Here is a 26,787-nt window from a genome sequence, read left to right as displayed (position 1 = left end):
GGGCCGGCGGCATGGCCAGCGCATCTACGGCTTTCACCAGTCTGCCACTGATCGACGTGAGCGGGCTCTACAGCGACAAATCGAGCGACCGCATCGCGGTCGCCGACAGGCTCGGCGAGGCAGCACGCGAGGTCGGGTTCTTCTACGTCACCGGACATCGCGTCGACGGCGAGATGCGAGCGCGACTGCTGAATCAGACCAAACGCTTCTTCGCTCAACCGGTCGAGCGGAAGATGGACGTCTATATCGGCAATTCGACGAACCATCGCGGCTATGTGCCGGAGGGTGAGGAGGTGCTGGTCGGCGGCAAGCGCGACAAGAAGGAAGCGCTCGATCTCGGCCGGGATCTTCCGGCCGACCATCCGGACGTCGTCGCCGGCACGCCAATGATCGGGCCGAACCAGTGGCCGGAACTCGATGGGTTCCGCGAGGACATCACCACCTATTACGATGCGGTTTTCGAGCTGGGTCGGAGGCTGCTCACCGGATTTGCGTTGGCACTCGGCAAGGAGGAAGACTTCTTCCAGCGCTTCGTCACCCATCCGCCAAGCCAGTTGCGTTTGCTGCACTATCCCTTCGATGCGACGGCGGAGGATGTTCAGGGTTTCGGCGCGCACACCGATTACGAGTGCTTCACGCTTCTTCTGCCGACGGCGCCTGGCCTCGAGGTGATGAACGGCGAGGGGGCCTGGATCGACGTGCCGCTCGTGCCGGATGCGTTTGTCGTCAATATTGGCGACATGATGGAGGTCTGGACGAACGGGCAGTTCGTGGCGACCTCGCACCGGGTGCGCAAAGTCCAGGAGGAACGCTATTCCTTCCCGCTGTTTTTCGCCTGCGACTACGACACGGTGGTTGCGCCGCTCAACGAGTTGATTGCGCCCGGCGACGCACCGCGTTTCGAGCCGATCCGTGCGGGCGAGCACCTTTTTGCTCAGACCGTGCAGAGCTTCACCTATCTGCGTGAGCGGCTTGCCCGAGGCGAGATTGTGCTGCCCGAAAATGCAAAGGCGCTGTCGTCGTTTGGACAGGCGGCACGTCACGAAGCGTCGACGGGCAAGGCCGGCCATGGGTGAAATGATCGAGCATCACCTGCCGCCGGTACCGCAAGCTTATCGGGGCCTCTGGGAAAGAACGCTGATCGAACGCGATGGCGTGGCTGGAGCCGGCAATGAGCAGGACGAGCGCGTCTTCTGGCTTCAGACGGAGAACTGGCATGCGGACCTGCGCATTCCCCTCGATCGTCCTACATTCGCAGGCGTAGAAGCGCTCGATGGATGCAGTGACGCACAGCTCGGCTTTATCGCCAGGCAGGAAGGCTTCTCCGGGCTGACGAAGGTCGAGGGAAGCGTTTGTACCTGGCTCCGCATCCACGATCTGCGGCCCGGCACGGCGCTCGATGTCGGTCGCATGTCCTTTGCAGAGCCGAACTTCATCATCGAGACCGGCATTTCCAGCGATTATCTTGAACACTGGCGGAAGGTCCCCGGATCGGACAGCGCCTGTGGCGTGACAAGCGCGGCTGGCAAAATGGTGCTGAAGGCTGGGCGGTTCTCGATGCGCGTTCGACCGCGACCTCCTGCGCCGGCTCATGCCGACAGCTACGCACCGGTCGAGACGCTTGATGGGGCGCATCTGTTGTGGAGGGCGTCGCTGGAAATCACCCTTATCGAGGAGACACGCGCGGTTCTGTCCACGCATCCATGGTTGGAGCAAGAAGCCGGCTCGTCGGTCATTGCCCAGGTGGCCCGATGCGCCTGATGAACCGCAACCCCTCGCGCACCACGGCGCTGTTTCTCGGGCTCTTGCCGTTCGCGTTGTTGGCGATCGTTTACGTTCTCGCCAGCGCGGCGCGGCTTGCCGACAATCCGGCCGACAAGCTTTTGCCGTCGCTGTCGACCATGGCCGAAACCTTTCGCATCATGGCATTCGAGGAGGACGTGCGCTCCGGCGATCGGCTCCTCTGGCTCGATACGGCGGCGAGCCTGTGGCGCCTGGGGCTGGGTCTTGCCATCTCGGCGACGCTCAGCCTCTTCATCGGCATCTTTATCGGGTTCCTGCCCTATGGACGCGCTTTTCTGGCGCCATTCATCTCGGCGTTCTCGATGATCCCGCCCATCACCGTGCTACCAATCCTCTTCATCGTGCTCGGGCTTGGGGAGGCGTCGAAGATCGGGCTGATCGTGGTCGGCACCGCACCTTTGATGATCCGATCGCTTGCGCAGACGGTGCTGTCGATCCCGCGTGAGGAGATGGTGAAGGCGCAGACGCTCGGCGCATCCTCCTGGCAGATCGCATTGCGCGTCGTGCTTCCGCAGATCTGGCCGGCGCTGATCACGGCAATCCGCATGGGCCTGATCTCAGCGTGGATATTCCTGATCTCCGCCGAAGCGATCGCGTCTACCGAAGGCCTCGGGTACCGGATATTTCTCGTTCGGCGTTATCTCGCGATGGACGTGATCGTGCCTTATGTCGCCTGGATCACGCTGATTGCCTATCTCACCGACCGGCTGCTGGCGCTTTTGTCCCGACGGGCCTTCCGCTGGGCGCATTTGCAGGGGGATGCGCTATGAGCGGAGCAGGCAAAGCCTTCGTCGAAGCCCGCGGCATCCATGTCAGCTATGACGGCAACCCGATCCTCGAACGGGTGCACATGTCGGTGGACCGCGGGGCCTTCGTGACGATCGTCGGCGCTTCTGGATGTGGAAAATCGACCTTCCTGCGCCTTCTGCTCGGGCAGGAGACGCCGCAGAAGGGCGAGATCCTGGTCGATGGCAAGAAGATCGCTGCGGAACCTGATCCAGACCGTGGGGTGGTCTTTCAGAAATACTCGGTCTTTCCGCATTTGACGGTGTGGCAGAACCTGCTTCTGCCCGCTGAAATCGGCGGCTCGCCATTTCTCGCGCGGCTCTTCGGCGCGGCGCGGCGACACGCGGAGGAGGCGGCCGAGGAAATGCTGGTCGAGATCGGGCTCAGCCATGCGCGCAACCGCTATCCGGCACAGCTTTCAGGCGGCATGCAGCAGCGCCTGGCGATCGGCCAGACGCTCTTGAAGAAGCCGCGCATCCTTCTGCTCGACGAACCCTTCGGCGCGCTCGATCCTGGCATCCGGGCCGACATGCATGTGCTCATCACCGAGCTATGGCGGTCCTGCGGGATGACCGTTTTCATGGTCACGCACGACATCCAGGAAGCCTTCAAGCTCGGAACGCGCATCCTCGTCTTCGACAAAGTGCGCCATGACCCGCATGCACCGGAACGGTTCGGCGCGACCATCACCTACGATCTGCCGCTCGATCACAAGGCGAAAGCGGCTGCGGCCTTGCCGCCAGGTATATTGAAAACTCATTCGCATCAGGGAGTTGACGTTCATGCGTAATCCATTTTTTGCAGAGCCGGGCCGGGCGGGCCGCACCATGGGTGCCGGCCGAATGGCACGGCCTGCGCCGAGCCGCTCGCATCATCCCGATTTCGACAAGCTGAACCTGCGTGGGTGGAAGGCGGCGGAAAAGGAAGCGCTGCTGCCTTCGGCTGCCTGGAACAAGGAGCGCCAATGGGCGCTGCGGATGGGGCTCACGGGCTCCGACAGCCTGACAGACAAGAACATCCCGACATTTGCGCGCGGCGAACTGCCCCATTACGCCGGCATCAACACGTTCCTCAAGGCGCCTTACATCGAAGACGTCACAAAGGTGGGCGCCTACGACGCGGCCGTCATCGGCATTCCCTTCGATGGCGGCACGACCTACCGGCCCGGAACGCGCTTCGGCCCGCAGGGCGTGCGCAAGATCTCGGCGCTCTACACGCCCTACAATTATGAGATGGGCGTCGACCTTCGCGAGCAGATGACGCTCTGCGATGTCGGCGACGTCTTCACCATTCCCGCCAACATCGAAAAGACGTTCGACCAGATCACGCGTGCCGTCAGCCACGTGTTCTCCTCCGGGGCCTTGCCGATCATGATCGGCGGCGACCATTCGATCGGCTTTCCTTGCGTGCGCGGCATTGCCGAATGCACCTCGAAGCGCATCGGGATTGTGCATTTCGACCGGCACATCGACATTCAGGAACGGGATCTCGACGAGCGCATGCACACGACGCCCTGGTTCCACGCGACCAACCTTGCCAATGTGCCGGCGGTCAATCTCGTTCAGGTTGGCATCGGTGGCTGGCAGGTGCCGCGCGAAGGCGTCGAGATCGCCAGGGAGCGCAACACCAACATCTTCACCATGCGCGATATCGAAGAACTCGGTCTCGCCGAGACGGCCACGCGCGCTCTGGAGCTTGCGTGGAAAGATGCCGACGCAGTCTATATCTCCTTCGACATCGACAGCGTCGATTGCGGCTTCGTGCCCGGCACGGGCTGGCCGGAGCCGGGTGGCTTCCTGCCGCGCGAGGCACTGGAACTCGTTGGACGTGTGGCGGCGGAGGGGATCTGCGGGCTGGAGGTCGTGGAAGTGTCACCGCCTTACGACACGTCCGACATCACGGCCCTGCTTGCAACCCGCGTGATCGTCGATGTGCTCGGAACGCTCGTCTCGCACGGCAAGATCGGCTCGCACCGCGGCATCATCGACAAGCCGGTGACGATCCCGGCCGGCCCCGACGTCGAGTGAAGGATCAGCGACCATGCACGGTTCCCGACCGCATCATCTGCACGGCCACCACCATCACCACCATCATGGCCACGACGATCATGGACATGGTACCCATGGTTCCCATGACCACCACGGCCATCACGATGAGGCGACTGGCCCGGCTCTCGGCCACAACCACAGCCATGCCGACCATCTGCATTCGCACCCGCACGGGTCGTCCCGCGTGCGCCAGGACCTGCAGGAGCTCGCCGCGAGTTTCGTCGAGGGCTTTCGGGCTGCCGGCGACAAGACCAGCTATCTGAGGCTCGCCGGAATTCCCTTCCAGATGCCGGACAGCAGCGGCAAGGCCATGCATCTGGTGGACGCCCGCATCGAGACCAATTGGCAGATCGGCACCGCCACGCCCGGCTTCGGCACCAGCGAACTCGCCTATCTGCCGTTCCCTGGAAAGATGGTGACCGAGCGCGAGGTGATGATGTTCACCTATGTCTCGATGAAGGAGCGCCGCGACATCGATCTCTGCACGCTTCTGGCGGACCGGTTCCGGGAGCACGACCACTAGGTCAGATCGCAGTGGAGGTGCTTCAAAAACTGAGTAGTGAGTGGCGGAGGGGGTGGGATTCGAACCCACGGTACGGTCTCCCGCACGCCGGTTTTCAAGACCGGTGCCTTAAACCGCTCGGCCACCCCTCCGGGAGACGCCGTGTTTGACCTGCGCTGCTGGCGAAGGTGAACCGTTCGCCGTCGCAGTCCGAGCATCGGCGCTTCTAGCGCGGGGGCAATAGCTGCGTCAATGGCAGCCGTGCTGCGCTTGAAGCCGGCTGGCGATCCCTAAAATCGCCTTTATGTCAAAAGGCAAGAAAAAGTGACCCGTCTGGCCTGCAACGATGTCACTCACACTGAACCGTTTGCCCTGAGCTTGCGTTTTGGAGATCAGACAGCTCAACCTGATCTGGAGACGATGATGAACACGTTGAACAAGCTGGCCGCCTTTGCGGCCCTATCGAGCGTCGTGCTCATGAGCGGCGCTTCGGCCCAGGAAGCGGTCGAAGGCAGCGGTCTAGAGGCATTGATTTCCGGCAAGCGTGTCTATCTGTCGACGCCCTATGGCGGCGAATTTCCGTTGATTTACAATGCAGATGGCACTGTGACTGGTGATGGTACGGAGCTTGGTCTCGCCCGCTTCTTTGCCCCGCGCGAGACCGGAAAATGGTGGGTGGAGGGCGCCAATCTCTGCCAGCAATTCCCGACTTGGTACCGCGGTGAGGTCTCCTGTTTCACCATTGAGAAGACGGGTGATACGACCATCACCTGGGTTCGCGATGACGGACAAAGCGGTAGCGCCCGCATAGAAGGCTGAACACATCACAATGGATTTCTCAAAGGGCGCGGTCGCGAATGTGGCCGCGCCCTTCTCATTTCTGCCATGATTGGCCAGGAATTAGGCGACCGAGAACGTGGGGACGTTGTGTTGTCTGGCCGTGGCTGTATCTTACGGCGCGCGGCGGCAGAGATTGCGGGACGAGAGGCGGCTTGACCTATTCAAAAAGACCAGCTGGTGCGGGGGCGCATCGGGATAGCAACGGTAGCGCGCAAGCAGCACCGTTTCGTTCGTTGGGCGCGAGCCGCGTCGTCACCCTCTGCTTCCTCGGCCTTTCCACGGCGGCGTGCACCACGACGGGTGACACCACAGCCACAACACAGCCGGTCGTGCAGCAGGCCGAACTCGATACGGCGCCGCCATTCACCGAAGCTGAGTATGGTGTTCCCGCCAGCACGCGCGTAACCACGGCGCTCGCTGTTCCCAAAGGCGGCGGTCGGGAGTTGATCGGCAAGCCCTACCAGATCGCCGGTAAGTGGTACACGCCGGCCGAAGATCCCGATTACAATCGCTCCGGCCTGGCATCGTGGTACGGCCCGAATTTCCATGGTCGCCGCACAGCGAATGGCGAGATCTACGATCAGTACCACCTGTCGGCTGCACATCCGACGTTTCCTCTGCCGAGCTACGCCCGCGTGACGAACGAGGAAAACGGCCATTCCGTCATGGTTCGTGTCAACGATCGTGGCCCCTTCACCCGCGGCCGGATTATCGACGTCTCCAGCAAGGCTGCCGATCTTCTTGGTTTCAAGAATGACGGCGTCGCCAACGTCAATGTCGAGTATGTCGGGCCTGCGGAGCTCGATGGTCACGACATGCCATTCCTGATGGCCTCCTATCGCCGTCCAGGCGAGAGTGGCCCGACGGTCGCTCCAGAAGGCCAGATCGCTTCAGGCGTCATGCTGGCGATGAACAGCGGCGCTGCGAGCGGCGTGCCCGGCGTCATGAGCGATGCCCAGATGGCGCAGCAGCAGCTTCTTCAGCCTGCCCCGGCACCTGCCGCATTTGACGCCACGACTGCAGCGCCTGTCGCGCAGCAGGCCGAAGAGACGGTCGTCGCCGCTGCGGATCCCGCGCCGGCGCAAGCTCCCGCAGCAACGGCTGTGCCTGCCGCGGCACCCGTCGGCAGCGAAGCGATCGCCATTGTCCTGCCATTGCCCGAGATCGGACCGGTTCTGCCGGAGCGTCCTTCCTTCGAAACTGCGAAAACGGAGCGCGTCTCGGTATCGGCCTATGCAGAGAATCGCCTGCAGGCTGCTTCCGGTGCCTTCGAGGCGGTTCTGGTGGACGATGACGCAGTGCTTTCCGTGGAATCGATCATCGGCGCCTGGAAAAACCGGTGACCGGCGGCCGCTGAAGCTCGGCTGGTCCAGTTGTTACCCATAAATCGGAAACGCATCCCGAGGATTCATTGATCGGGGTCGTTGCGCTTGCTACCCTCTTCCTTGGTAGGGATGCCTTTGGACTGGGGTGGCGGCATGGTTCGTTCGGCCAATGATTTCGCACGTTTGATCGGTTTCAGCGTCATCTTGCTGGTGGCATGCATGGGCTTTGCGCATGCGCAGCTTTTCGAAACGCGCGCAAAGCAGGCCTATCTGATCGAGGCGGAAACCGGCACGGTTCTCTACGCCAAGAACGAAAACGAAGCCGTTCCACCTGCATCCCTCGCCAAGCTCATGACCATGGAATTGGTCTTCAGCGCCATCAAGTCGGGCCGGCTCACGATGAACGACGAATTCGTCGTTTCCGAAAACGCCTGGCGGACGGGTGGCGCCATTTCCGGCACATCGACGATGTTTGCGGAACTCGGCTCCTCCATTCGGCTGGAAGACCTCATCCAGGGCGTGATCGTCCAATCCGGCAACGATGCCTGCATCGTCATTGCCGAAGGTATGGCGGGTTCGGAGCCGAATTTTGCGGGGCTGATGACCGAGCGTGCCCGGCAATTGGGGATGGAAACGTCGGTCTTCGGCAATTCGACCGGTCTGCCCCATCCCGATGCACGCGTGACGATGCGCGAGCTCGTCATTCTGGCGCGCCACATTCAGGCGGCTTATCCGGAATATTACCGCTTCTATTCGCAGCCCGATTTCACCTGGAACAATATTCGCCAGTCGAACCGGAATCCGCTGCTCAACGCCAATATCGGCGTCGACGGCCTGAAGACCGGGTATACGGAAGAATCGGGTTACGCCATCGTCTCCTCGATCGACCGCGATGGCCGGCGGCTGTTTCTCGCGATGAGCGGCATGGCGACCGAGCGCGAGCGGGCCGAAGAAGCGCGCAAGATCCTCGAATGGGGCATGCGGGCCTTTGAACGCCGCCCGGTCTTTGCAGCCGACGAAGTCGTCGGCTGGGCGAGTGTCTATGGTGGAGACGGCGGTTCCGTGCCGCTGAAGGCCAAGGGTCCGATCGATATCTTCGTGCCTGCGGCCAATGCTGACCGGCTCTCTGCGCGGATCGTCTATGATTGGCCGCTTCAGGCACCGCTGGAAGAGGGCGCGCAAGTCGGTCACCTTCGTGTCTGGATCGGCGAAACACTTAGCCAGGAAACGCCGCTCTATGCGGCCGCTGCAGTCGGCAAGGGGCCCATTCACCGGCAGGCTCTCGACGCGCTGCAGGAATTGCTGCTCGGCTGGATGTAGCAACATCAACGCGACGAGGCTCATCTAAAGGCGGTTCACCGACGTGTGAATTTCCTTTAAGACACCCGGCATCGGCTCGGTCTCCCGGGTTTGTCACATGAACTTCTGCAGGTAACGCCCATCTTGTCCGAACGCCGCGGCATATTCATCACGTTCGAAGGCGGCGAGGGCACCGGCAAGTCGACACAAGTCCGAGCTTTGAAGCAGACGTTGACTGAGCGCGGCTATGACGTGCTCGCCACGCGCGAACCGGGCGGGTCTCCCGGGGCAGAAGCCGTTCGGCATGTGCTCCTGTCGGGTGCCGCCGAGGAGTTCGGCATCCGCATGGAGGCGACACTCTTTGCCGCGGCCCGCAGCGACCACGTCGAAGAGGTCATCCGGCCGGCTGTCACAAAAGGGACGATCGTCTTGTGCGATCGCTTCATGGATTCGACGCGGGTCTACCAAGGCGTGACGGGCAATCTCGAGCCGCAATTCGTCAAGGCGCTCGAACGGATTGCGGTCAACGGCATGGTCCCTGACCTCACGATCGTCATAGACGTTCCCGCTGCAACCGGCCTCGAACGTGCGGCGCTGAGAGCAGGGGGCGAGGCCACACCGGACCGCTTTGAAAAGGAGACGGTCGCGACGCATGAGATGCGGCGTCAGGCTTTCCTCGATATCGCGCGCGCCGAACCCGACCGTTGCAAGATCGTCGATGGAACGCGGCCGCTTCCCGACGTGACGGCAGACATCCTTGCGCTTGTCGATCTGCAATTGGATCAGATGGACCGCCTCCTGGGGAGTGCGCGATCTTGAGTTCGGACGCTGACGGGCTTGATGGCGGGATCAGCCCGCGTGAAAATACCCATCTCGTCGGGCACCATGATGCAGCGGCGTTTCTTGCACAGGCCTATCGCAGCGGCCGCATCCATCATGCGGTGCTGATCGAAGGTCCTGAAGGAATCGGCAAGGCAACGCTGGCCTTTCACTTCGCACAGCATGTGCTCACTTATCCCGATGCGGCGAAAGCCCCCGAGCGGCTTGCCGTGCCGGATCCGGCGTCTGCAGTCTTTCGCCAGGTGGCGTCGGGCGCCTCACACGATCTGATGCATCTCACACGTCCGGTGGACGAAAAGACAGGGCGTGTGAAAAGCGCGATCACGGTCGACGAGGTTCGTCGGGCAGGGCGCTTTCTTCAGCAGACATCCGGAACCGGCGGATGGCGCATCGTGATCGTCGATGCGGCCGACGACCTGCATCGGTCAGCGGCGAACGCCATCTTGAAGATGCTGGAGGAGCCACCGGCACGGGCGATGTTTCTCGTCGTGTCTCATGCGCCCGGCAGGCTCCTGCCCACCATCCGGTCACGATGCCTGACGCTTCGCCTGACACAGCTGTCTTCAGACGACGTCGTGGCAGGACTGCATCGGCTACCCGTCGGCGCTGGTCTCGACCCGGCGAAGCTCGAAAAGGTCGCCCTGCGGTCCGAAGGCAATCTGCGCCGCGCGATCATGATGCTGAACTATGGAGGGCTGGATCTGATCGACGCCCTCGAGAAGCTTCTGCAAGCGGGGCAGGATGCATCACGTCGCGAGATGCATGTGCTGGCAGATACGCTGGCCGCAAAGGAGCGCGAGGAGGCCTACGGTTTCTTCTGCGACTATGCGCTCGCACGTCTCGGTGACATGGCGCGCCAGTCCGGTGTTCAGGGCATGACGGCGCGTGCGGCCCGGCAGGCGGAGGCGGCTGAGCGGGCCTCTCGCGACTTGCAGACGGCGCAGGCCTACAATCTCGACCGAAAGCAAACGATGCTTTCACTGCTGGGCGTGCTGATCGAAGCCGCTCAGCCATGGCCATGACGGGCCTTTTGCCCTAAGACGCCACAAACGCAATGGAACCGCTCGATCCCGACGCCATGAACAAGAACAATCGCTTCTACATCACGACTGCCATTTCCTATCCGAATGCGAAGCCGCATATCGGCCATGCCTACGAGCTGATCGCAACCGATGCGCTGGCGCGGTTCCAACGCCATGACGGAAAGGACGTGCTGTTCCTTACCGGCACGGACGAGCATGGCCAGAAGATGCTGCAGACCGCGCGCAAGCTTGACATGGACGTGCAGGAGCTCGCAGACCGGAATTCTTCAGAATTCAAGAAGATGGGCGAGCTTCTCAACGCGTCGAATGATGATTTTATCCGCACGAGCGAAGAGCGTCACCACGCCGCTTGCAGGGAAATCTGGAAACGGATGGAGGCGGCGGGCCACCTCTACAAGGACGTCTATTCCGGCTGGTATTCGGTGCGCGATGAAGCCTACTACCAAGAAAGCGAAACCGAGTTGCGCGCTGACGGCCAGCGCTACGGACCGCAGGGGACGATCGTCGAATGGGTCGAGGAGGAGAGCTATTTCTTCAAGCTTTCGGCCTTCGCCGAACCGTTGCTGCATCACTATGAGGAGAACCCCGATTTCATTGGACCGGCGGAGCGCCGCAACGAGGTGATCTCCTTCGTGAAGGGCGGGCTCAAAGACCTGTCCATGTCGCGCACCACGTTCGACTGGGGTATCAAGGTTCCCGGCGACGAGCGGCACGTCATGTATGTTTGGGTCGACGCCCTCACAAACTACATCACTGCAACCGGCTATCCCGATGAAAAGAGTGAGAGAGCGGGCTTCTGGCCAGCCGACATCCACATCATCGGCAAGGACATCATCCGCTTCCACGCCGTCTATTGGCCGGCCTTCCTGATGTCGGCAGGCCTGCCTTTGCCGAAGCGCGTCTATGCCCACGGCTTCGTCTTCAATCGCGGGGAGAAGATGTCGAAATCGGTCGGCAACGTCGTCGATCCGGTCGATCTCGTCACTCATTTCGGGTTGGATCAGGTCCGATATTTCCTGCTGCGCGAGGTGCCGTTCGGGCAGGACGGCAATTACAGCGAGGAGGCGATCGCGACGCGCACCAATGCCGATCTCGCCAACGATCTCGGCAATCTGGCCCAGCGGTCGCTGTCGATGATCGCCAAGAACTGCGAGGGCAGGGTGCCGGTATGCGGCGAACTCTCGGCCAATGACCGCGAGATCCTTTCTGCTGCCGATGGGCTTCTGGAGCCGGTGCGCGAGGACATGAACACTCAGGCCATCCACAAGGCGCTCGGCCGCGTGTTCACGGTCGTTTCCGATGCCAACCGCTATTTCGCCGGTGAAGAGCCATGGGCACTGCGCAAGACCGATCCGGCACGCATGGAAACGGTGCTGTATGTGACGATCGAAGTCATCCGGCAGGTGGCGATCCTCTGCCAGCCTTTCATGCCGCAATCGGCCGCGAAGCTCCTGGATCTCCTGGCGGTCGGCGACGGTTCGCGGGATTTCGCGCAGCTCGGCGATGCCGGACGTCTGGTGAGTGGCACGGCCTTGCCGGCGCCATCGGGTGTTTTCCCGCGTTACGTCGCGCCCGAAGGCGTCTGAGCGTCGGATCGTTCGAAACCAGCATGAGGCGTGGGAATGCTCATCGATAGCCATTGCCATCTCGACTTTCCCGATTTCGCCGAGGAACGCGACGCGATCGTGGAGCGTGCCCGGGCGGCCGGCGTCGGTCGGCTCGTCACGATCTCGACACGCGTGCGGCGCTTCGACGGCATCCGCGCGCTGGCGGAGGCCTATGACAACGTGTTCTGCTCAGTCGGCACCCACCCGCACAATGCGGCTGAAGAACAGGATGTCACGACCGAAGACCTAATCGAACTGTCGCGGCATGCCAAGGTCGTCGCGATCGGCGAAGCCGGCCTCGACTATTTCTACGACAAGGCGCCACGGAACCTTCAGGCCCAAGGCTTTCGCCGACACATCGCCGCGTCGCGTGAAACCGGGCTGCCGCTCGTCATTCATTCCCGCGATGCCGACGACGACATGATCGCGATCCTCGAGGAAGAAAGCGGGAAGGGCGCCTTCCCGTTCATCTTGCATTGCTTCTCGTCCGGCGCACGCCTCGCGGAAGTCGGCGTGGCGCTTGGCGGCTACGTGTCGTTCTCGGGCATTCTCACTTTCAAGAAGTCGGACGCGCTGCGTGCCATCGCTGAAACCGTGCCGCTCGACCGATTGCTCGTCGAAACCGACGCACCCTATCTTGCGCCTCAGCCTTATCGTGGAAAACGCAACGAGCCGGCCTATGTCGTCGAGACGGCGCGCGTGCTCGCAGATGTGAAGGGCATCAGCGCCGAGGCCCTGGCCAAACAGACGACGGACAACGTGTTGAAGGTATTTTCCCGCATGCCCGCTATTGCCGCTGACTGCGAATGACAGACCGCATGGTGCGCAGGCGGTTCACCATTCTCGGATGCGGCTCTTCGCCCGGAACGCCGCGCATCGATGGCGACTGGGGCGCATGCGATCCCAGCGAGCCGAAGAACCGGCGCACACGTGCGTCATTCCTGATCGAACAGATCGCAGAGGATGGCGGCCGCACGACCGTGGTCATCGATACCGGTCCAGATTTCCGGGCGCAGATGATCGCAGCGGAGGTGCGATCGCTCGACGCCGTCGTCTACACGCACCCGCATGCCGATCACATCCATGGCATCGACGACCTGCGCATCTTCGCGCTGTCGGCACGGCGCCGCATGCCGATCCATGCCGACGCGTTTACCCTCCAGCGCATTCAGGAAGGCTTTGCCTACTGCATAGAAACGCCGGAAGGCAGCGATTATCCGCCGATTGTCATGCCTGTTTTGATCGAGAATGATGACCGTCCGATCGTCATTTCAGGCGCCGGTCGGGAGATCCAGTTCCAGCCGCTGAGGCAGGTCCACGGGTCGATACAGTCCTTGGGGTTTCGGATCGGTGATGTCGCATATTGCTGCGATATCAGTGACTTTCCGGATGACACCGTTGCGAAACTTCAAGGCCTTGATGTTCTGATCATCGATGCACTTCAGTACCGCGAGCACCCGAGCCATCTGTCGCTGGGCCAGGCGATGTCCTGGATCGAGCGGCTAAAGCCTCGTCAGACCTATCTGACCCACATGCATATTCCGATGGACTACGCGACGGTGGACAGAGAGACGCCGGACAATGTGACACCGGCTTTCGATCTGCTGCGATTTGAACGGGACATCATTTTGGAGGATCGGCCCAAGTGAGCAGCGAAGCTTTCTCGACTAAGATGGCAAGCATCGACCGGGTTGCGGCAGACGCTGCCAAATTGGGGCTTGAGATCGAAATCCGCACGCTCGACGCTTCGACCCGCACGGCGGAAGAAGCCGCTTCGGCATGCGGCTGTGACGTCGCTCAGATCGTCAAATCGCTCGTCTTCGAAGACAGCGGCACCTGCAAGATCGTCCTGCTGCTCGTGTCCGGTCGTCACAATGTGGATCTCGATTTCCTGCGTCGCCATCATGGCCTCGACCTGCGGCGCTGCGATGCGCGCCGGGTGCGTGAGGAAACGGGTTTTGCGATCGGTGGCGTGGCGCCGATCGGACATTTGGCCAAGCCAAGCATCTGGATGGATCGCGTGCTCGATGGCTTCGAGATCGTCTATGCCGCTGCAGGCAGGCCAGACAGCGTCTTTGCTGTCGATCCGGCCAAGCTCCGGCACGCCATCGGTGCGGAAGCTCTCGATGTGAATCCGGAAAGCGCCGCATCATCCTGATCAGGATACGAATTCGCCCAGCAATTTCCTAGACTCCATCGCATCGAATAGTTCCATAATATATCTTATGCGATTTTGCTCTGTCGGTCGTTGGCATCGTCGGCCTGTGGAAATTTGCGACCGCCGAAGATCGTGCCGTGCTCCGGCAGAGATGCTGCGCTACACATCTCTCATGCAGCCCTCACGTGACATCTCCACCCTTCTCGACATCATGGCCAGGCTTCGGAATCCGGAGACGGGCTGTCCCTGGGACATCAAGCAGTCCTTCGAGACGATCAAGCCTTATACGATCGAGGAAGCTTACGAGGTCGCCGATGCCATCGAGCGTGGCGATCGTGACGATCTCTGCGACGAACTGGGCGATCTGCTCCTGCAGGTGGTCTTCCACGCCCGGATGGCCGAGGAAGAGCAATCCTTCGATTTCGGCGAAGTCGTGCGCGCGATCACTGCGAAGATGATCCGACGCCATCCTCATATCTTCGCCGATCGTGAGGCTTCCGACGCTGCGGCCGTCAAGGCGAACTGGGATGAGATCAAGGCTGCCGAACAGGCTGCGAAAGCCCAAAGCCGAGCAGCTCGGGGACTACCGGTGGCGGACCGGGAAGGGCTGCTGGATGGTGTTCCCCGCGCCCTGCCCGCATTGACGGAAGGCCTGAAGCTTCAGCAGAAAGCCTCTAAGGTCGGTTTCGACTGGGCCGATCCTGCACCTGTGCTCGACAAGATCGAGGAAGAAATTGCCGAGCTGCGTGAAGCGCTTGCCGGCGGTCGCGTTGAAGCCGTGAAGGACGAAATCGGCGACCTGATCTTTGCGATGGCCAATCTCGCGCGCCAGCTCGATGTGGATCCAGAACAGGCACTGCGCGACACCAATGGGAAGTTCCGGCGTCGTTTCGGTCATATCGAACAGACGTTGGACGCCGAAGGCGTTCCGCTTGCCGAAGCCGGGCTTGAGCGCATGGAAGCGCTATGGCAGCAGGCAAAACAGATCGAGCGCAGCTGACGCCGAATGCCCTCGCCGCTCAGCTGATGCCGATCAGGACGTCATTCTTCCGAATGGTTGCTGAGGCGGATCTCGAAATCGCGAAAATCGTGTTCGGTGATCTCGACGTCGAGTAAGACCGTGCCGTCGTCGTTATCCACGCGATTGCGGATGTTTGCGTGCTCGTAGAGCCAAGACAGCGTCGCCTGATCGTCGGTTCCGATGACCACCTGCCGTTCGACAGTCTGTCCCGACAGTGCCTCTTCCACCTTCGACAGCAGGCGATTGACGCCCTCACCCGTAATGGCGGACACGACCACCGTATCGGCCATGATGGCGGCTTTCTCGGTGATGGCCGTGGCCGCCTCGGGTTCGAGCCGGTCGATCTTGTTCCAGACCTCGATGATCGGTGCGCGCGAGATCGCATCTTCGCCACCGAGGCCGAGCTGTTCAAGGATAGCGCGCACGTCTTCTGCCTGCGCGCCCGTATCCGGGTCGGCGATGTCGCGCACGTGAAGCACGAGATCGGCTTCCAGCACCTCTTCCAGCGTCGCGCGGAAGGCGGCCACCAGATGCGTCGGCAGGTTGGAGATGAAGCCCACCGTGTCGGACAGGATCACCGCCCTGCCCTTGGGCAGTTTCATGCGCCGAAGCGTCGGGTCCAGCGTCGCGAATAACATGTCCTGCGCCATGACCGAAGCACCGGTGATGCTGTTGAAGAGCGTCGATTTGCCGGCATTCGTATAGCCGACAAGCGCAACGATCGGATGCGGCACCTTCTTGCGCTTCGCACGGTGCAGCTGGCGGGTGCGGCGGACCTGCTCCAGCTCGCGCTCGAGCTTGATGATCTTGTCCTGAAGGATACGGCGATCGGCTTCGATCTGCGTTTCGCCGGGGCCGCCGATGAAGCTCGTCGAACCGCGCTGACGCTCCAGGTGGGTCCAGCTGCGAACCAGTCGGCCCTTCTGGTAGTTCAAATGCGCGAGTTCGACCTGCAGCACCCCTTCACGCGTCGAAGCGCGGCTGCCGAAGATTTCGAGGATGAGGCCCGTGCGGTCGATGACCTTCGCATGCCACTCGCGCTCAAGATTGCGCTGCTGGACGGGCGTCAGTGGATGATCGACGATGACGAGACCTGCATTCAGCGTCTCCAGGAGGCCGCCGATCTCCTCGACCTTGCCGCTGCCGAGCAGCGTCGCCGGCTGTGGCTTGGCCACCGACACCACGGTGGCATGAGCGATTTCAAGGTCGATCGCACGCGTGAGGCCATTAGCCTCCTCCAGCCGCGCTTCGTCCGAGCGTTCGGCCGCGGCAGACTTGTCGCCACGCGTATCGCGTTTCAGGATGGGTACAAGAACAAAGGCGCGCTTGTCATCCCGAAGTTTGCGCTTCGGCGTATCGTCGGCCTTCTCGTCTTTGTCACGCTGTCTGATGATCAATTAGCCTTGGTCACGATCCACTGCCGGCACCATCGTCGCTCTCGAACATCTGGAGCGGCTGGCCTGGCATGATCGTCGAAATCGCATGTTTATAGACGAGCTGCGAGTGCCCGTCCCGGCGCAAGAGTACGCAGAAATTATCGAAGGACGTCACGACACCGGTCAGCTTGACCCCATTGATCAAAAAGATCGTCAGGGAAATCTTCTGCTTGCGGACGGTGTTGAGAAACAGGTCCTGCAAATTTTGAGAACGTTCCGCCATGGCGTCGCATCTTTCTTTTTTGCCGACCTCGACCGGGCCGGATAGTCGTCACACTGTAACCCTTTGAAAATATGCTAAAAAAGAGAAGTGTGAAGGTCCCCTATTCCCTTGGTGGTATCAGGTTGGTGTCTTTTCTGCAACGTCAAAAAAGGCATCCCGCATTTCAGCGGACATGGTGCCGGGGTGGCCATTAGCAATGGTGGTGCCATCCAGCGACACGATCGGTATGACGACGGAGGTTGCAGCCGTCAGGAACATTTCGCGCGCCCGCTTGGCTTCCTCGACAGTGAAGGCGCGCTCTTCCACCTTGAGATCGAGCTTTGCCGCCACATCCATGACCGTGGCCCGGGTGATGCCGCGCAGGATGCCGTGGTCGGCCGGCCGGGTCATGAGCACACCGTCTTCGCTGACAATCCAGACATTGGTGGCCGCACCTTCCTTTATGGTGCCGTCGACATCCACAAAGATCGCCTCCTGCGCGCCCTCGGCCTTGGCTTTCTGCCGCGCCAGCACATTGGGGAGAAGGCCGACCGTCTTGATGTCGACACGGTCCCAACGGTTCTCCGGCACCGTGATGACGCTGATCCCCTTCTCGACCTTGGCCCGCACGACGCGCGGATCGGTCTTCTTCGCCGTCACGACGAGCGACGGCATGGTGGCAGCGCTTGGAAACACATGGTCGCGACGGGCGACGCCGCGGGTGACTTGCAGGTAGACGAGCCCGTTGCGCACGCGGTTGCGGCGCACGACTTCGCGCAGCACCATCTTGAATGCGTCCCGGCTCAGCGGCCAGCCCATCTGCAATTCGCTGAGCGAGCGCGCCAGGCGATCGAGATGGCGCGTCATGTCGACGATGAAGCCTTGCCGGACCTCGCAGACCTCATAGACCCCGTCGGCGAACTGGTAGCCGCGATCTTCCACATGCACGGCCGCCGCGCCATGGGGCAGATAGCGTCCATTCACATAGGCGATGCGCGACATGATCGATGTCCTTTTTCCAATCGTTGCAGATGGTTCAGCGCTGCAGCCAGTATTTGATGTTGATTACGGCGAAGACGATGAGCACTTCAAGCCTGCCGATCGTCATGAGCACAATTGCCGGAAGAAGCGCCGTCGTCGGCAGCACCTCGAAGGCGGGCCACGCTTCGGCGATTGCCTGTGACCCTTGCGCCTCGATCGGGATGAGTGATTCATAGGCCGGGCTCGCGCCGGCGAAAAAGGTCACCGCCATGGCCAGCCCACCTTCGAAATTCGCCGCCGTTGCGGTGATCAGGACGGTTCCGGTGGCAACGCATAGCAGCGCCAGCACGAAATAGGACCAGACGGCGCGAATGGCGTCATCATCGATCTGGTCGCGGCCGAATTTCGATGGCGCGACCGCGCTCGGATAGATCAGGCGGTTGAGTTCAGCCTTGGCAAAGATCCACATGGTCGCGAGGCGATAGACCTTGATGCCGCCTGAAGTGGAATAGACGCTCGCACCCACGAACACGACGCACAAAACGAGGAAGGAAGGCAAAAGCGCGAAAACGCCGGGTCGCGTTTCGGCGCCGCTGGTGGCGATGAGCGATGATGCGGTGAAAAAGCCTTCCACGAGTGCTGTCAGCACCCCCACCGCCGAGAAGGAGCCAGACGCTTCGGAGATGCGCGCCGCGTAGATGATGCCAAGCCCAAGGATCGCAAGGATCACAATCCGTGCCTCGCGGTTTTCAGCCAGGACTCGCCTTGGATTGCGCAGAATATTGCGCCGCCAGAAGACGCTGAGCGTGCCGAAACAGAGGCCGATCGCAAGAACGAATATCGCACCAAGGCTGATATGTTCGTCGAGCGTGCCTTCGAAAGGAAGAAATCCCCCAGTTGAAATGCTCATCATGGCGAGCATGACTGCGTTGGCAGGATCAACTCGCGCAATGATGAGCAGCAGTGCAATGGCGATCGTCAACGCGCCGTACTGCCAAAAAATCGAGGAGTACGCGCCGATGGCTCCCCAATGTCCATCGGCCTTGCCACCGGTTCCGCGCCGCCTCCCGCTTGCCTTCAGCCCGCCGAACCCTGCGGGAGCCAGGACGTGGATGATGGAGACGAGGATCAGGAACCCGCCGTACCATTCGAGAGCCGAGCGCCAGAAAAGCAGCGCAGTCGGTACGGTCTGCCGTTGCAGCACGGTTGCCCCAGCGGTTGTGAGCGCCGACACACCTTCAAACCATGCCTGCATGGGCCCGAGGCCGACCAGTGCCATCAGGCAAAGTGCGGCCGTGATGGGCGTGACGAGCCAGACAAGGACCAGCGAAACGAAGTTCAACTCCCGTTCGAGTGGTCCGATCCGTTCAGACAGCGAGGCGAGCACCATGGTGCAGATGCAGGCACCGAACGCGGTGACGAGCGCCATGTCCTCCGCCAGCGCGAAATCGCCACCGGCGAGCGCAATGAACACCGCGGGTATGAGAAGTGCGAGAACACCACCGGAGGCAAGGGTAACGAGGTAGATCGCGCCGAGCATCGGCGGTCAGAAGAATTCGAGGCTGACGCGGAACATCTGTTCGACATGGCGGACGTCGCGTGAGCGGGCGAACATGACGACGCGGTCCTTCGCCTTGATCTTGGTCGAGCCAGTCGGCTGCACCACCTGCTTGTCACGGTAGATGGCACCGATGCGCACGCCATCCGGCAGATCGAGATCCCGCAAGGGCTTGCCGACGAGCGGCGACGTGTCCATCGCTTCCGCCTCGATCACCTCGGCCTGGCCCTTCTCGACGCTGTAGACAGCCCGAATGCGACCGCGGCGCACATGCTGCAGGATGCGCGAAATGGTGACGGCGCGGGGATTGATGTAAGCGTCGATCCCCATCGGCTTGGTGAATTCCTGAAACGATGGCTCGTTGATCAGCGCAAGGCTTGCCTTGCAGCCGAGGCGCTTCGCCATCACGCTGGTCAGAATGTTCACCTGGTCGTCGTTGGTCAGCGAGACGATGAGATCCGCATCGTGGATATCGGCTTCCGTCAGAATCGACTGGTCGAGCGAAGAGCCGTTCAGCACCACCGCGCGGCGCAGCTGATCCGCGATCGCAATGGCGCGGCTGCGATCGTGTTCGATGATCTTGACCTTGATGTTCGGTTGCCGTTCCTCAATCGCCTTGGCGACGAAATAGCCGACATTGCCGCCGCCGGCGATGACGATGCGGATCGCCTCTGGCTCTTCATGCCCGAAAAGGCCAAGCGTGCGGCGAACGTGATCCTTGTCGCAGATCACATAGGCCAGATCCCCTGTGCTGAGCTGATCGGTGGAATGGGGCACCATCAGCTGGCCGTCGCGAACCACGCCGACGACGGTTGCCGTAAGGTCGGGAAACAACTCCGAGAGCTGTTCCAGCGGTGTGTTCACGACCGGGCAGTCTTCCAGGCACTCGATGGCGACGAGCACGATCGCGTCATTGGCGAAGCGGACGGCATCGGTCGCGCCCGGCAAAGCGATGCGGCGCAACACCATCTTGCCGACCTCCACCTCAGGCGAGATGATGACGTCGATCGGCATGTGTTCGCGCGAAAAAAGATCGAGATAATGCGGCGCCAGATAATTCTGGGCGCGGATGCGGGCAATCTTCGTCGGGACGTTGAAGAGAGAATGCGCCACCTGGCAGGCGACCATGTTCACTTCGTCGGAGAGCGTGACGGCGATGATCATGTCCGCCTCCTCCGCCCCGGCTTGCGCCAGCACTTCGGGATGGGCGCCATGGCCGACATAGCCGCGCACGTCGAGCGTGTCGCGTATCGCGTTGATGAGCGTGGCCGACGTGTCGATGACGGAGACGTCGTTTTGTTCCTGGGCCAGCTTTTCAGCGATGCCGAAGCCGACGCGCCCCGCCCCACAAATAATGATCCGCATGCCCTGCCCGTTCGGTCGCGAGGATTCGCTTCAATGCGCCGCACCATAATGCGCCGCGTCGGGCAGAGCCATAGGGGTTCGGCGAGATGGAAGGCGGTCGGTATCCGACCGCCTTCCTGAGTGGCTTAGAAGCGGAAGGAGACCTTCGCCTGGACCGTGTGGAAGTCGAACGAACGATCCGTTCCAAAGCCCGTGGTGCCGGCGCCGAACGGGCCGCCTACGAGGTTGGCATTGAAATCGTTGTCGCCGAGATCCGTGTAGAGGTACTCGAGACCGACCGAGATGTTCGACGTGACCATGGCTTCCACGCCAGCACCGACGGTGTAGCCGAAGTCATCATCCTGACCGCCAGAAGTCGTCGTCGTGGCACCTGAGCCGGGCTGCTCGTAGGAGAAGTCGACCTGGCCATAGGCGAGACCAGCCGTGCCGTAGACGAGGAAGCTGCTGCCGATCGCATAGCCGATTCGGCCGCGCAGAGTTGCGAGGTAGTCGAGTTCACGGGTGACCGTGTAGCGCGCAGGCGTGACGGAGAAGCCGTTCTGCGTGTCCGAAACGTCCGTGGCCGAAATATCGATAATGCCGCCGAAGACGAAGTTGCCGGACTGGATGTCGTAACCGGCATGGACGCCGCCGATCAGGCCGGAATCGAAATCACCCGAAAAGCCGGGTGCGAAAGCCGTCTGAAGGGCCGGAGTGAACGGAGACAGGCCAAACGTACCCGTTTCGCCGAAGACGCCGCCCAGTTGGCCACCGACGTAAAAGCCGGACCAGTTCGGCGCAGCAGCCATCGGCGCTGCGGCGGCAGGTGCCGGATCGTTATACATTACCGCATCAGCAGCAAAGGCCGGTGCGGCCGCGGCCAGGATGGACGCGGTCAAAATCAGTCTCTTCATGTTCCGAATCTCCAGAAGTGTGGGGCTGTCCGGCCCCGAGCACTATTGGTCGCGTGCGATGCATCCGCAAGCTGAGAATGCGGCGAAACGGTGGTGCGCCAGGTGGTGGTGCCAGAATGTCACTATGTGCGCTCGGACCGGGAAATCCGTTGGGAAATGAGCAAATTCTGGAGAGATGAGCGGCCAGGCATTCCGCGCTGCCGAAAATGGTGCCCCCGGAGAGACTCGAACTCCCGACCCTCTGATTACAAATCAGATGCTCTACCAACTGAGCTACAAGGGCACGGGCGGGTGATTAGCATAATTGCCGGCGCTGTAAAACGAGAAATGCACAGGGCGGCGTCGCGGTAAAAATTAGCGCGGCGACCGGCTCCTTCGCGCTTGCCCGATCCGCCATCCCTCGCCAATGTGCCGCAGCAATGGGAGATGAGACTGGATGGCGCGTGCTACGGAAAAATTGAGTTTCATTTCGAGCAACGCTCCGGACGCGCAAGCGGCGCGATTCGAACTGGAAGCGCTTTACGGTGCATATACCCCGGAAGATGCCGACGTCATCATTGCACTCGGTGGCGACGGCTTCATGCTGCAGACGCTGCATCGCATGATGAATTCCAACAAAGTGCTTTACGGCATGAACCGGGGCTCGATCGGCTTTCTGATGAACGAGTACGCCACCGATGGCCTGCGCAAACGTATCGAGCGGGCGGTGGAAAGCGAGATCAATCCGCTGGAAATGGTCGCGACCGACGAGGATGGCGCTGAGACGCACGCCTTTGCGATCAATGAAGTGTCGGTTCTTCGCCAGTCGTATCAGGCCGCCAAGCTGCGCGTCAGCGTCGATGGCAAAGTCAGGCTCGAAGAGCTCGTCTGTGACGGGCTGATGGTGGCGACGCCTGCGGGCTCGACGGCCTACAATCTCTCTGCCCACGGCCCGATCTTGCCGCTCGTCGCGCCATTGCTCGCACTGACCCCGGTCAGCGCATTTCGCCCGCGGCGGTGGAGAGGCGCGCTGCTCTCCAACAAGGCGGAGGTGACGATCGAGGTGCTGGAGCGCGAAAAGCGGCCGGTCAACGCAGTCGCCGACAACACGGAGGTCAAATCCGTCCGGCTCGTCCGCATCGTTCAATCAAAACAGACGACCGCGCGCCTCTTGTCGGATCCCGATCATTCCTGGGATGACCGCATCCTGGCCGAGCAGTTTCTTTATTGATGCGATCTGCGATGCGGGTTTCCCCGCATCGCTTCGATAGCTCTTGGTCCGCGTCAATCAGAACGGGATTTCGTCGTCCATGTCGCGGGAGAAATCGTCGTTGCGCGATGCCGGCGACTGTCGGTTGTAATCGTTGCCGCCACCGCCGCCGCCCGAATAATCGGAGCCGCCGCGACCACCGCCGCCGCCACCCTGACCCATGCCACCGCCTTCACCGCGTCCGTCGAGCATGGTCAATGTCGAGTTGAACCCCTGCAGAACGATCTCGGTGGAGTATTTGTCCTGGCCGCTCTGATCCTGCCATTTGCGGGTCTGAAGCTGGCCTTCGATATACACCTTGGCGCCCTTCTTCAGGTAGCTTTCCGCGACCTTGCACAGGCCTTCATTGAAGATGACGACGCGGTGCCATTCGGTCTTTTCCTTGCGTTCGCCGGAGTTGCGATCGCGCCAGGTCTCCGAAGTCGCGACGGACAGATTGGCAATCGGGCGGCCGTCCTGTGTGCGACGAATTTCCGGGTCGGCACCCAGATTTCCGACGAGAATGACCTTGTTGACGCTTCCTGCCATGGTGAATGCCTTCTTGTAGTCGCCGGTTGAATGATCTCCGGTCGAACAGCCTTTAAGCCATCGCCGCGGGATCATTGTTGAAAGGCGGCATCTTATCGGAACTCGCAGGAACCTGCGCCCCACACGCCGCATTTCCACAGGGCAGTTGGGCGTTTGCAAGGCAGGCTATGTTTTGTTCTTTTTTTGTTCTAAAAGCCTCTTGCTTGCTTGTCAACCGAGTCGGTCGGCGGCGGACACGTGGCCCTCGACATTGTCCTGCGAGAACCTACATGATTTGACGGCAACTGCGCAGTTCGACGAGGGTGGATGCGCAGCCTCGAACCTCCCCATCTTACCGACGTGTCATCTGGCGATCTCATGAGCGAACTCAAGACCATTTCCATTCGCGGTGCACGTGAGCACAATCTCAAGGGGATCGATCTCGATCTTCCGCGCAACAGCCTGATCGTCATGACCGGGCTTTCCGGATCGGGCAAATCATCGCTCGCCTTCGATACGATTTATGCGGAGGGCCAGCGGCGCTATGTCGAAAGCCTTTCGGCCTATGCGCGCCAATTCCTGGAAATGATGCAGAAGCCGGATGTCGACCAGATCGACGGCCTAAGCCCGGCGATCTCCATCGAGCAGAAGACCACGTCGAAGAACCCGCGCTCGACGGTCGGTACCGTCACCGAAATCTACGATTATATGCGGCTTCTGTTTGCCCGCGTCGGCGTGCCCTATTCGCCGGCTACGGGCTTGCCGATCGAGAGCCAGACGGTCAGCCAAATGGTCGACCGGGTTATGGCGCTCGAGGAAGGCACGCGGCTCTATATTCTCGCGCCGATCGTGCGCGGGCGGAAAGGCGAATATCGCAAGGAGCTCGCCGAGCTACTGAAGAAGGGCTTCCAGCGCGTCAAGATCGACGGCGAATTCTACGAGATCGCCGAGGCGCCGACACTCGACAAGAAATACAAGCACGACATTGATATCGTGGTGGACCGCATCGTCGTGCGCGACGACATCGGCGCGCGGCTGGCCGACAGCCTGGAGACCTGCCTGAGGCTGGCGGACGGTCTGGCGGTCGCCGAGTTTGCGGACAAACCACTGCCGGCCGGAGACACTGCGGAAGGCGGCGGCGCGAACAAATCGAAGAACGAGACCCATGAGCGGATCCTCTTTTCGGAGAAGTTCGCCTGCCCCGTCTCCGGCTTCACGATTTCGGAAGTCGAGCCGCGGCTCTTCTCGTTCAACAACCCGTCGGGCGCATGCCCCACTTGCGACGGCCTGGGCACCCAGCAGAAGATCGATCCGGCGCTGATCATTCCAGAAACGGCGCGCACGCTGCGTGACGGCGCCATCGCGCCATGGGCGAAATCATCCTCGCCCTATTATCGCCAGACGCTCGAGGCGCTCGGCAAGCACTTCAGTTTCAAGATTTCAGATAAGTGGACCGACCTGTCGGCAGATGCGCAGAACGCAATCCTGCACGGCACGGAGGACAAGATCATCTTCAACTATGATGACGGCCTGCGCTCCTACAAGACGGCGAAGACCTTCGAAGGCATCGTGCCGAATCTGGAGAGGCGCTGGAAAGAAACCGACAGCGCCTGGGCCCGCGAGGAGATCGAACGCTACATGTCGGCGGCCCCCTGCCCGGCCTGCAACGGCTATCGCCTGAAGCCCGAGGCGCTCGCGGTCAAAATCGACGGACGCCACATCGGCGAAGTCTCGCAGATGTCGATCCGGCATGCAGGCGCCTGGTTTCAGGATCTGCCGTCCGCGATGAACGACAAGCAGAACGAGATTGCGGTTCGCATCCTGAAGGAAATTCGCGACCGACTGAACTTCCTGAACGATGTTGGGCTCGATTACCTCACTCTGTCGCGCAACTCCGGCAGCCTGTCCGGTGGCGAAAGCCAGCGCATCCGGCTCGCCTCCCAGATTGGTTCGGGTCTGACGGGCGTGCTCTACGTGCTCGACGAGCCTTCGATCGGTCTGCACCAGCGCGACAATGCCCGGCTTCTGGACACGCTGAAGCACCTGCGCGACATCGGCAACACGGTGATCGTCGTCGAGCACGACGAGGATGCGATCCTGACGGCGGATCATGTCGTGGATATCGGCCCGGCGGCGGGGATCCATGGTGGCGAAGTGATCGCCGAGGGAACGCCGTCCGACATCATGGCCAATCCGAAGTCGCTGACGGGGAAATATCTGTCCGGCGCCCTTTCCGTCGCAGTGCCGGCACAGCGCCGCAAGCCGGTGAAGCGTAAGGAACTGAAAGTCGTCGGGGCGCGCGGCAACAATTTGAAGAACGTGACGGCGTCGATTCCGCTCGGCCTGTTTACGGCGGTGACCGGCGTCTCGGGTGGCGGGAAGTCCACCTTCCTGATCGAAACGCTCTACAAGGCCGCGTCACGCCGCATCATGGGTGCGCGCGAAAACCCGGCCGATCACGATCGAATCGACGGGCTGGAATTCATCGACAAGGTCATCGATATCGACCAGTCGCCGATTGGCCGGACGCCGCGCTCGAATCCGGCCACCTATACGGGCGCATTTACGCCCATCCGCGACTGGTTCGCGGGCTTGCCGGAGTCCAAGGCACGTGGGTATCAACCGGGGCGGTTCTCCTTCAACGTGAAGGGTGGCCGTTGTGAAGCCTGCCAGGGCGACGGCGTGATCAAGATCGAGATGCACTTCCTGCCGGATGTCTACGTCACCTGCGACGTTTGTCACGGCAAGCGCTACAATCGCGAAACGCTGGACGTCACCTTCAAGGGCAAATCGATCGCCGATGTGCTCGACACGACCGTCGAGGAAGGCGTCGAATTCTTCGCAGCCGTGCCAGCGGTGCGCGACAAGCTGATCACGCTCAACCGCGTCGGTCTCGGTTACGTCAAGATCGGTCAGCAGGCAACGACGCTTTCGGGTGGCGAGGCGCAGCGCGTCAAATTGGCCAAGGAACTCGCCAAGCGTTCGACCGGACGCACGCTTTACATTCTCGACGAGCCGACGACCGGCTTGCACTTCCACGACGTTGCGAAACTGCTCGAGGTGCTGCAGGAACTGGTGGACCAAGGCAATTCGGTCGTGGTGATCGAGCACAATCTCGAGGTCATCAAGACAGCCGACTGGCTGATCGACGTCGGTCCGGAAGGCGGCGATGGCGGTGGCGAAATCGTTGCAAGCGGAACGCCGGAGGATGTGGTCAAGGTGGAGCGGTCGCACACGGGGCGGTTCCTGAAGGAACTTCTGGAGCGACGCCCACAGGCAAAATCTCAAGCGGCGGAGTAGGCATTCGGCTAACTTGGCCTCATC

Annotated in this window: 25 protein-coding genes and 2 tRNA genes; 18 read left to right on the top strand and 9 right to left on the bottom strand. The window is 61.4% G+C overall.

The features are described 5' to 3' along the window. The first annotated feature begins 11 nt into the window (after window positions 1-11). Genes QQL76_RS14900 through QQL76_RS14875 form a run of 6 tightly spaced genes read left to right on the top strand, consistent with a single transcriptional unit; the run spans window position 12 to window position 5,160 of the window. A complete protein-coding gene (locus tag QQL76_RS14900) occupies window positions 12-1,076 on the top strand; it encodes an isopenicillin N synthase family dioxygenase (RefSeq protein WP_499208285.1) in 1,065 nt (354 codons plus the stop codon). After that, a complete protein-coding gene (locus QQL76_RS14895; RefSeq protein ID WP_499208284.1) occupies window positions 1,069-1,761 on the top strand; it encodes a hypothetical protein in 693 nt (230 codons plus the stop codon). Before QQL76_RS14900 ends, QQL76_RS14895 begins: the two co-directional genes overlap by 8 nt. Then, window positions 1,752-2,573 (top strand): ABC transporter permease, encoded by an 822-nt coding sequence (locus tag QQL76_RS14890; protein WP_499208283.1) that lies wholly within the window; start codon window positions 1,752-1,754, stop codon window positions 2,571-2,573. The genes QQL76_RS14895 and QQL76_RS14890 overlap by 10 nt, the downstream gene beginning before the upstream one ends. Continuing rightward, window positions 2,570-3,379, top strand: coding sequence for an ABC transporter ATP-binding protein (locus QQL76_RS14885; protein WP_499208282.1), 810 nt, complete (start codon window positions 2,570-2,572; stop codon window positions 3,377-3,379). The genes QQL76_RS14890 and QQL76_RS14885 overlap by 4 nt, the downstream gene beginning before the upstream one ends. Window positions 3,380-3,416: 37 nt before the next feature. Then, window positions 3,417-4,616, top strand: coding sequence for an agmatinase family protein (locus tag QQL76_RS14880; RefSeq protein ID WP_205665584.1), 1,200 nt, complete (start codon window positions 3,417-3,419; stop codon window positions 4,614-4,616). Between the two features lie 13 nt (window positions 4,617-4,629). Next, window positions 4,630-5,160: a hypothetical protein gene (locus QQL76_RS14875; protein ID WP_499208281.1), complete on the top strand. Its 531-nt coding sequence runs from the start codon at window positions 4,630-4,632 to the stop codon at window positions 5,158-5,160. A 41-nt stretch (window positions 5,161-5,201) separates the two neighbouring features. Here the strand turns inward: QQL76_RS14875 and QQL76_RS14870 are convergent. Next, a tRNA-Ser gene (locus QQL76_RS14870) sits at window positions 5,202-5,291 on the bottom strand. A gap of 172 nt (window positions 5,292-5,463) precedes the next feature. Between QQL76_RS14870 and QQL76_RS14865 the strand changes: the two genes are divergently transcribed. From QQL76_RS14865 to mazG, 10 genes are all read left to right on the top strand, one after another. After that, entirely contained in the window at window positions 5,464-5,958 is a 495-nt protein-coding gene (locus tag QQL76_RS14865; protein WP_499208280.1) for a hypothetical protein, read from the top strand. A 254-nt stretch (window positions 5,959-6,212) separates the two neighbouring features. Continuing rightward, complete coding sequence (locus QQL76_RS14860) at window positions 6,213-7,322, top strand: septal ring lytic transglycosylase RlpA family protein (RefSeq protein ID WP_499208279.1); 1,110 nt, start codon at window positions 6,213-6,215, stop codon at window positions 7,320-7,322. Between the two features lie 135 nt (window positions 7,323-7,457). Next, on the top strand, window positions 7,458-8,624 hold the full coding sequence (locus QQL76_RS14855) for a D-alanyl-D-alanine carboxypeptidase family protein (RefSeq protein ID WP_499208278.1): 1,167 nt from the start codon (window positions 7,458-7,460) through the stop codon (window positions 8,622-8,624). A gap of 123 nt (window positions 8,625-8,747) precedes the next feature. Continuing rightward, window positions 8,748-9,422, top strand: a complete 675-nt coding sequence (tmk, locus tag QQL76_RS14850; RefSeq protein ID WP_499208277.1) for a dTMP kinase — start codon at window positions 8,748-8,750, stop codon at window positions 9,420-9,422. Further along, window positions 9,419-10,465, top strand: coding sequence for a DNA polymerase III subunit delta' (locus QQL76_RS14845; RefSeq protein ID WP_499208276.1), 1,047 nt, complete (start codon window positions 9,419-9,421; stop codon window positions 10,463-10,465). The genes tmk and QQL76_RS14845 overlap by 4 nt, the downstream gene beginning before the upstream one ends. Window positions 10,466-10,521: 56 nt before the next feature. Continuing rightward, the gene (gene metG, locus QQL76_RS14840) at window positions 10,522-12,072 is read left to right on the top strand and encodes a methionine--tRNA ligase (protein WP_499208394.1); all 1,551 of its coding nucleotides are present in this window, start codon (window positions 10,522-10,524) and stop codon (window positions 12,070-12,072) included. Between the two features lie 36 nt (window positions 12,073-12,108). After that, the gene (locus QQL76_RS14835) at window positions 12,109-12,903 is read left to right on the top strand and encodes a TatD family hydrolase (RefSeq protein ID WP_499208275.1); all 795 of its coding nucleotides are present in this window, start codon (window positions 12,109-12,111) and stop codon (window positions 12,901-12,903) included. An 8-nt stretch (window positions 12,904-12,911) separates the two neighbouring features. Then, entirely contained in the window at window positions 12,912-13,742 is an 831-nt protein-coding gene (locus QQL76_RS14830; protein ID WP_499208274.1) for an MBL fold metallo-hydrolase, read from the top strand. Then, the gene (locus tag QQL76_RS14825) at window positions 13,739-14,251 is read left to right on the top strand and encodes a YbaK/EbsC family protein (protein ID WP_499208273.1); all 513 of its coding nucleotides are present in this window, start codon (window positions 13,739-13,741) and stop codon (window positions 14,249-14,251) included. The genes QQL76_RS14830 and QQL76_RS14825 overlap by 4 nt, the downstream gene beginning before the upstream one ends. 172 nt (window positions 14,252-14,423) lie before the next feature. Beyond that, complete coding sequence (mazG, locus tag QQL76_RS14820) at window positions 14,424-15,251, top strand: nucleoside triphosphate pyrophosphohydrolase (protein ID WP_499208272.1); 828 nt, start codon at window positions 14,424-14,426, stop codon at window positions 15,249-15,251. A gap of 41 nt (window positions 15,252-15,292) precedes the next feature. On the opposite strand, the gene hflX is transcribed toward mazG, so the two are convergent. The 7 genes from hflX to QQL76_RS14785 all read right to left on the bottom strand — a co-directional run bounded on the left by hflX (window position 15,293) and on the right by QQL76_RS14785 (window position 21,990). After that, window positions 15,293-16,666, bottom strand: a complete 1,374-nt coding sequence (hflX, locus tag QQL76_RS14815; RefSeq protein WP_499208393.1) for a GTPase HflX — start codon at window positions 16,664-16,666, stop codon at window positions 15,293-15,295. Between the two features lie 13 nt (window positions 16,667-16,679). Beyond that, on the bottom strand, window positions 16,680-16,931 hold the full coding sequence (hfq, locus tag QQL76_RS14810; protein WP_499208271.1) for an RNA chaperone Hfq: 252 nt from the start codon (window positions 16,929-16,931) through the stop codon (window positions 16,680-16,682). A gap of 117 nt (window positions 16,932-17,048) precedes the next feature. Next, entirely contained in the window at window positions 17,049-17,912 is an 864-nt protein-coding gene (locus QQL76_RS14805) for a D-amino-acid transaminase (protein WP_499208270.1), read from the bottom strand. Between the two features lie 34 nt (window positions 17,913-17,946). Beyond that, window positions 17,947-19,431 carry a potassium transporter TrkG gene (locus tag QQL76_RS14800; RefSeq protein ID WP_499208269.1) on the bottom strand — a complete coding sequence of 495 codons (1,485 nt, stop codon included), beginning with the start codon at window positions 19,429-19,431 and terminating at the stop codon, window positions 17,947-17,949. Between the two features lie 6 nt (window positions 19,432-19,437). After that, the gene (gene trkA / locus QQL76_RS14795) at window positions 19,438-20,814 is read right to left on the bottom strand and encodes a Trk system potassium transport protein TrkA (RefSeq protein ID WP_499208268.1); all 1,377 of its coding nucleotides are present in this window, start codon (window positions 20,812-20,814) and stop codon (window positions 19,438-19,440) included. A gap of 125 nt (window positions 20,815-20,939) precedes the next feature. Next, complete coding sequence (locus QQL76_RS14790) at window positions 20,940-21,707, bottom strand: outer membrane protein (RefSeq protein WP_499208267.1); 768 nt, start codon at window positions 21,705-21,707, stop codon at window positions 20,940-20,942. 207 nt (window positions 21,708-21,914) lie between these two features. Then, window positions 21,915-21,990, bottom strand: a tRNA-Thr gene (locus QQL76_RS14785). A gap of 153 nt (window positions 21,991-22,143) precedes the next feature. Here QQL76_RS14785 and QQL76_RS14780 point away from each other — a divergent pair. Then, the gene (locus QQL76_RS14780) at window positions 22,144-22,917 is read left to right on the top strand and encodes an NAD kinase (protein ID WP_499208266.1); all 774 of its coding nucleotides are present in this window, start codon (window positions 22,144-22,146) and stop codon (window positions 22,915-22,917) included. A 57-nt stretch (window positions 22,918-22,974) separates the two neighbouring features. On the opposite strand, the gene QQL76_RS14775 is transcribed toward QQL76_RS14780, so the two are convergent. Continuing rightward, window positions 22,975-23,484 carry a single-stranded DNA-binding protein gene (locus QQL76_RS14775; protein ID WP_126010383.1) on the bottom strand — a complete coding sequence of 170 codons (510 nt, stop codon included), beginning with the start codon at window positions 23,482-23,484 and terminating at the stop codon, window positions 22,975-22,977. Between the two features lie 357 nt (window positions 23,485-23,841). Here QQL76_RS14775 and uvrA point away from each other — a divergent pair, with 357 nt between their 5' ends. Next, window positions 23,842-26,763 (top strand): excinuclease ABC subunit UvrA, encoded by a 2,922-nt coding sequence (gene uvrA / locus QQL76_RS14770; RefSeq protein ID WP_499208265.1) that lies wholly within the window; start codon window positions 23,842-23,844, stop codon window positions 26,761-26,763. Window positions 26,764-26,787: the final 24 nt, after the last annotated feature.

Source organism: Rhizobium albus (assembly GCA_030160035.1).
GTDB lineage: Bacteria > Pseudomonadota > Alphaproteobacteria > Rhizobiales > Rhizobiaceae > Georhizobium > Georhizobium albus.
This window is presented reverse-complemented; position numbering and strand designations above follow the sequence as displayed.

Bases quoted from the DNA above. Each gene is read 5' to 3' on its own strand.
- QQL76_RS14900 (WP_499208285.1), top strand. From the start codon at position 12: ATGGCCAGCGCATCTACGGCTTTCACCAGTCTGCCACTGATCGACGTG.
- QQL76_RS14895 (WP_499208284.1), top strand. From the start codon at position 1,069: ATGGGTGAAATGATCGAGCATCACCTGCCGCCGGTACCGCAAGCTTAT.
- QQL76_RS14890 (WP_499208283.1), top strand. From the start codon at position 1,752: ATGCGCCTGATGAACCGCAACCCCTCGCGCACCACGGCGCTGTTTCTC.
- QQL76_RS14885 (WP_499208282.1), top strand. From the start codon at position 2,570: ATGAGCGGAGCAGGCAAAGCCTTCGTCGAAGCCCGCGGCATCCATGTC.
- QQL76_RS14880 (WP_205665584.1), top strand. From the start codon at position 3,417: ATGGGTGCCGGCCGAATGGCACGGCCTGCGCCGAGCCGCTCGCATCAT.
- QQL76_RS14875 (WP_499208281.1), top strand. From the start codon at position 4,630: ATGCACGGTTCCCGACCGCATCATCTGCACGGCCACCACCATCACCAC.
- QQL76_RS14855 (WP_499208278.1), top strand. From the start codon at position 7,458: ATGGTTCGTTCGGCCAATGATTTCGCACGTTTGATCGGTTTCAGCGTC.
- metG (WP_499208394.1), top strand. From the start codon at position 10,522: ATGAACAAGAACAATCGCTTCTACATCACGACTGCCATTTCCTATCCG.
- QQL76_RS14835 (WP_499208275.1), top strand. From the start codon at position 12,109: ATGCTCATCGATAGCCATTGCCATCTCGACTTTCCCGATTTCGCCGAG.
- QQL76_RS14830 (WP_499208274.1), top strand. From the start codon at position 12,912: ATGGTGCGCAGGCGGTTCACCATTCTCGGATGCGGCTCTTCGCCCGGA.
- mazG (WP_499208272.1), top strand. From the start codon at position 14,424: ATGCAGCCCTCACGTGACATCTCCACCCTTCTCGACATCATGGCCAGG.
- hfq (WP_499208271.1), bottom strand. From the start codon at position 16,931: ATGGCGGAACGTTCTCAAAATTTGCAGGACCTGTTTCTCAACACCGTC.
- QQL76_RS14805 (WP_499208270.1), bottom strand. From the start codon at position 17,912: ATGTCGCGCATCGCCTATGTGAATGGACGCTATCTGCCCCATGGCGCG.
- QQL76_RS14800 (WP_499208269.1), bottom strand. From the start codon at position 19,431: ATGCTCGGCGCGATCTACCTCGTTACCCTTGCCTCCGGTGGTGTTCTC.
- trkA (WP_499208268.1), bottom strand. From the start codon at position 20,814: ATGCGGATCATTATTTGTGGGGCGGGGCGCGTCGGCTTCGGCATCGCT.
- QQL76_RS14790 (WP_499208267.1), bottom strand. From the start codon at position 21,707: ATGAAGAGACTGATTTTGACCGCGTCCATCCTGGCCGCGGCCGCACCG.
- QQL76_RS14780 (WP_499208266.1), top strand. From the start codon at position 22,144: ATGGCGCGTGCTACGGAAAAATTGAGTTTCATTTCGAGCAACGCTCCG.
- QQL76_RS14775 (WP_126010383.1), bottom strand. From the start codon at position 23,484: ATGGCAGGAAGCGTCAACAAGGTCATTCTCGTCGGAAATCTGGGTGCC.
- uvrA (WP_499208265.1), top strand. From the start codon at position 23,842: ATGAGCGAACTCAAGACCATTTCCATTCGCGGTGCACGTGAGCACAAT.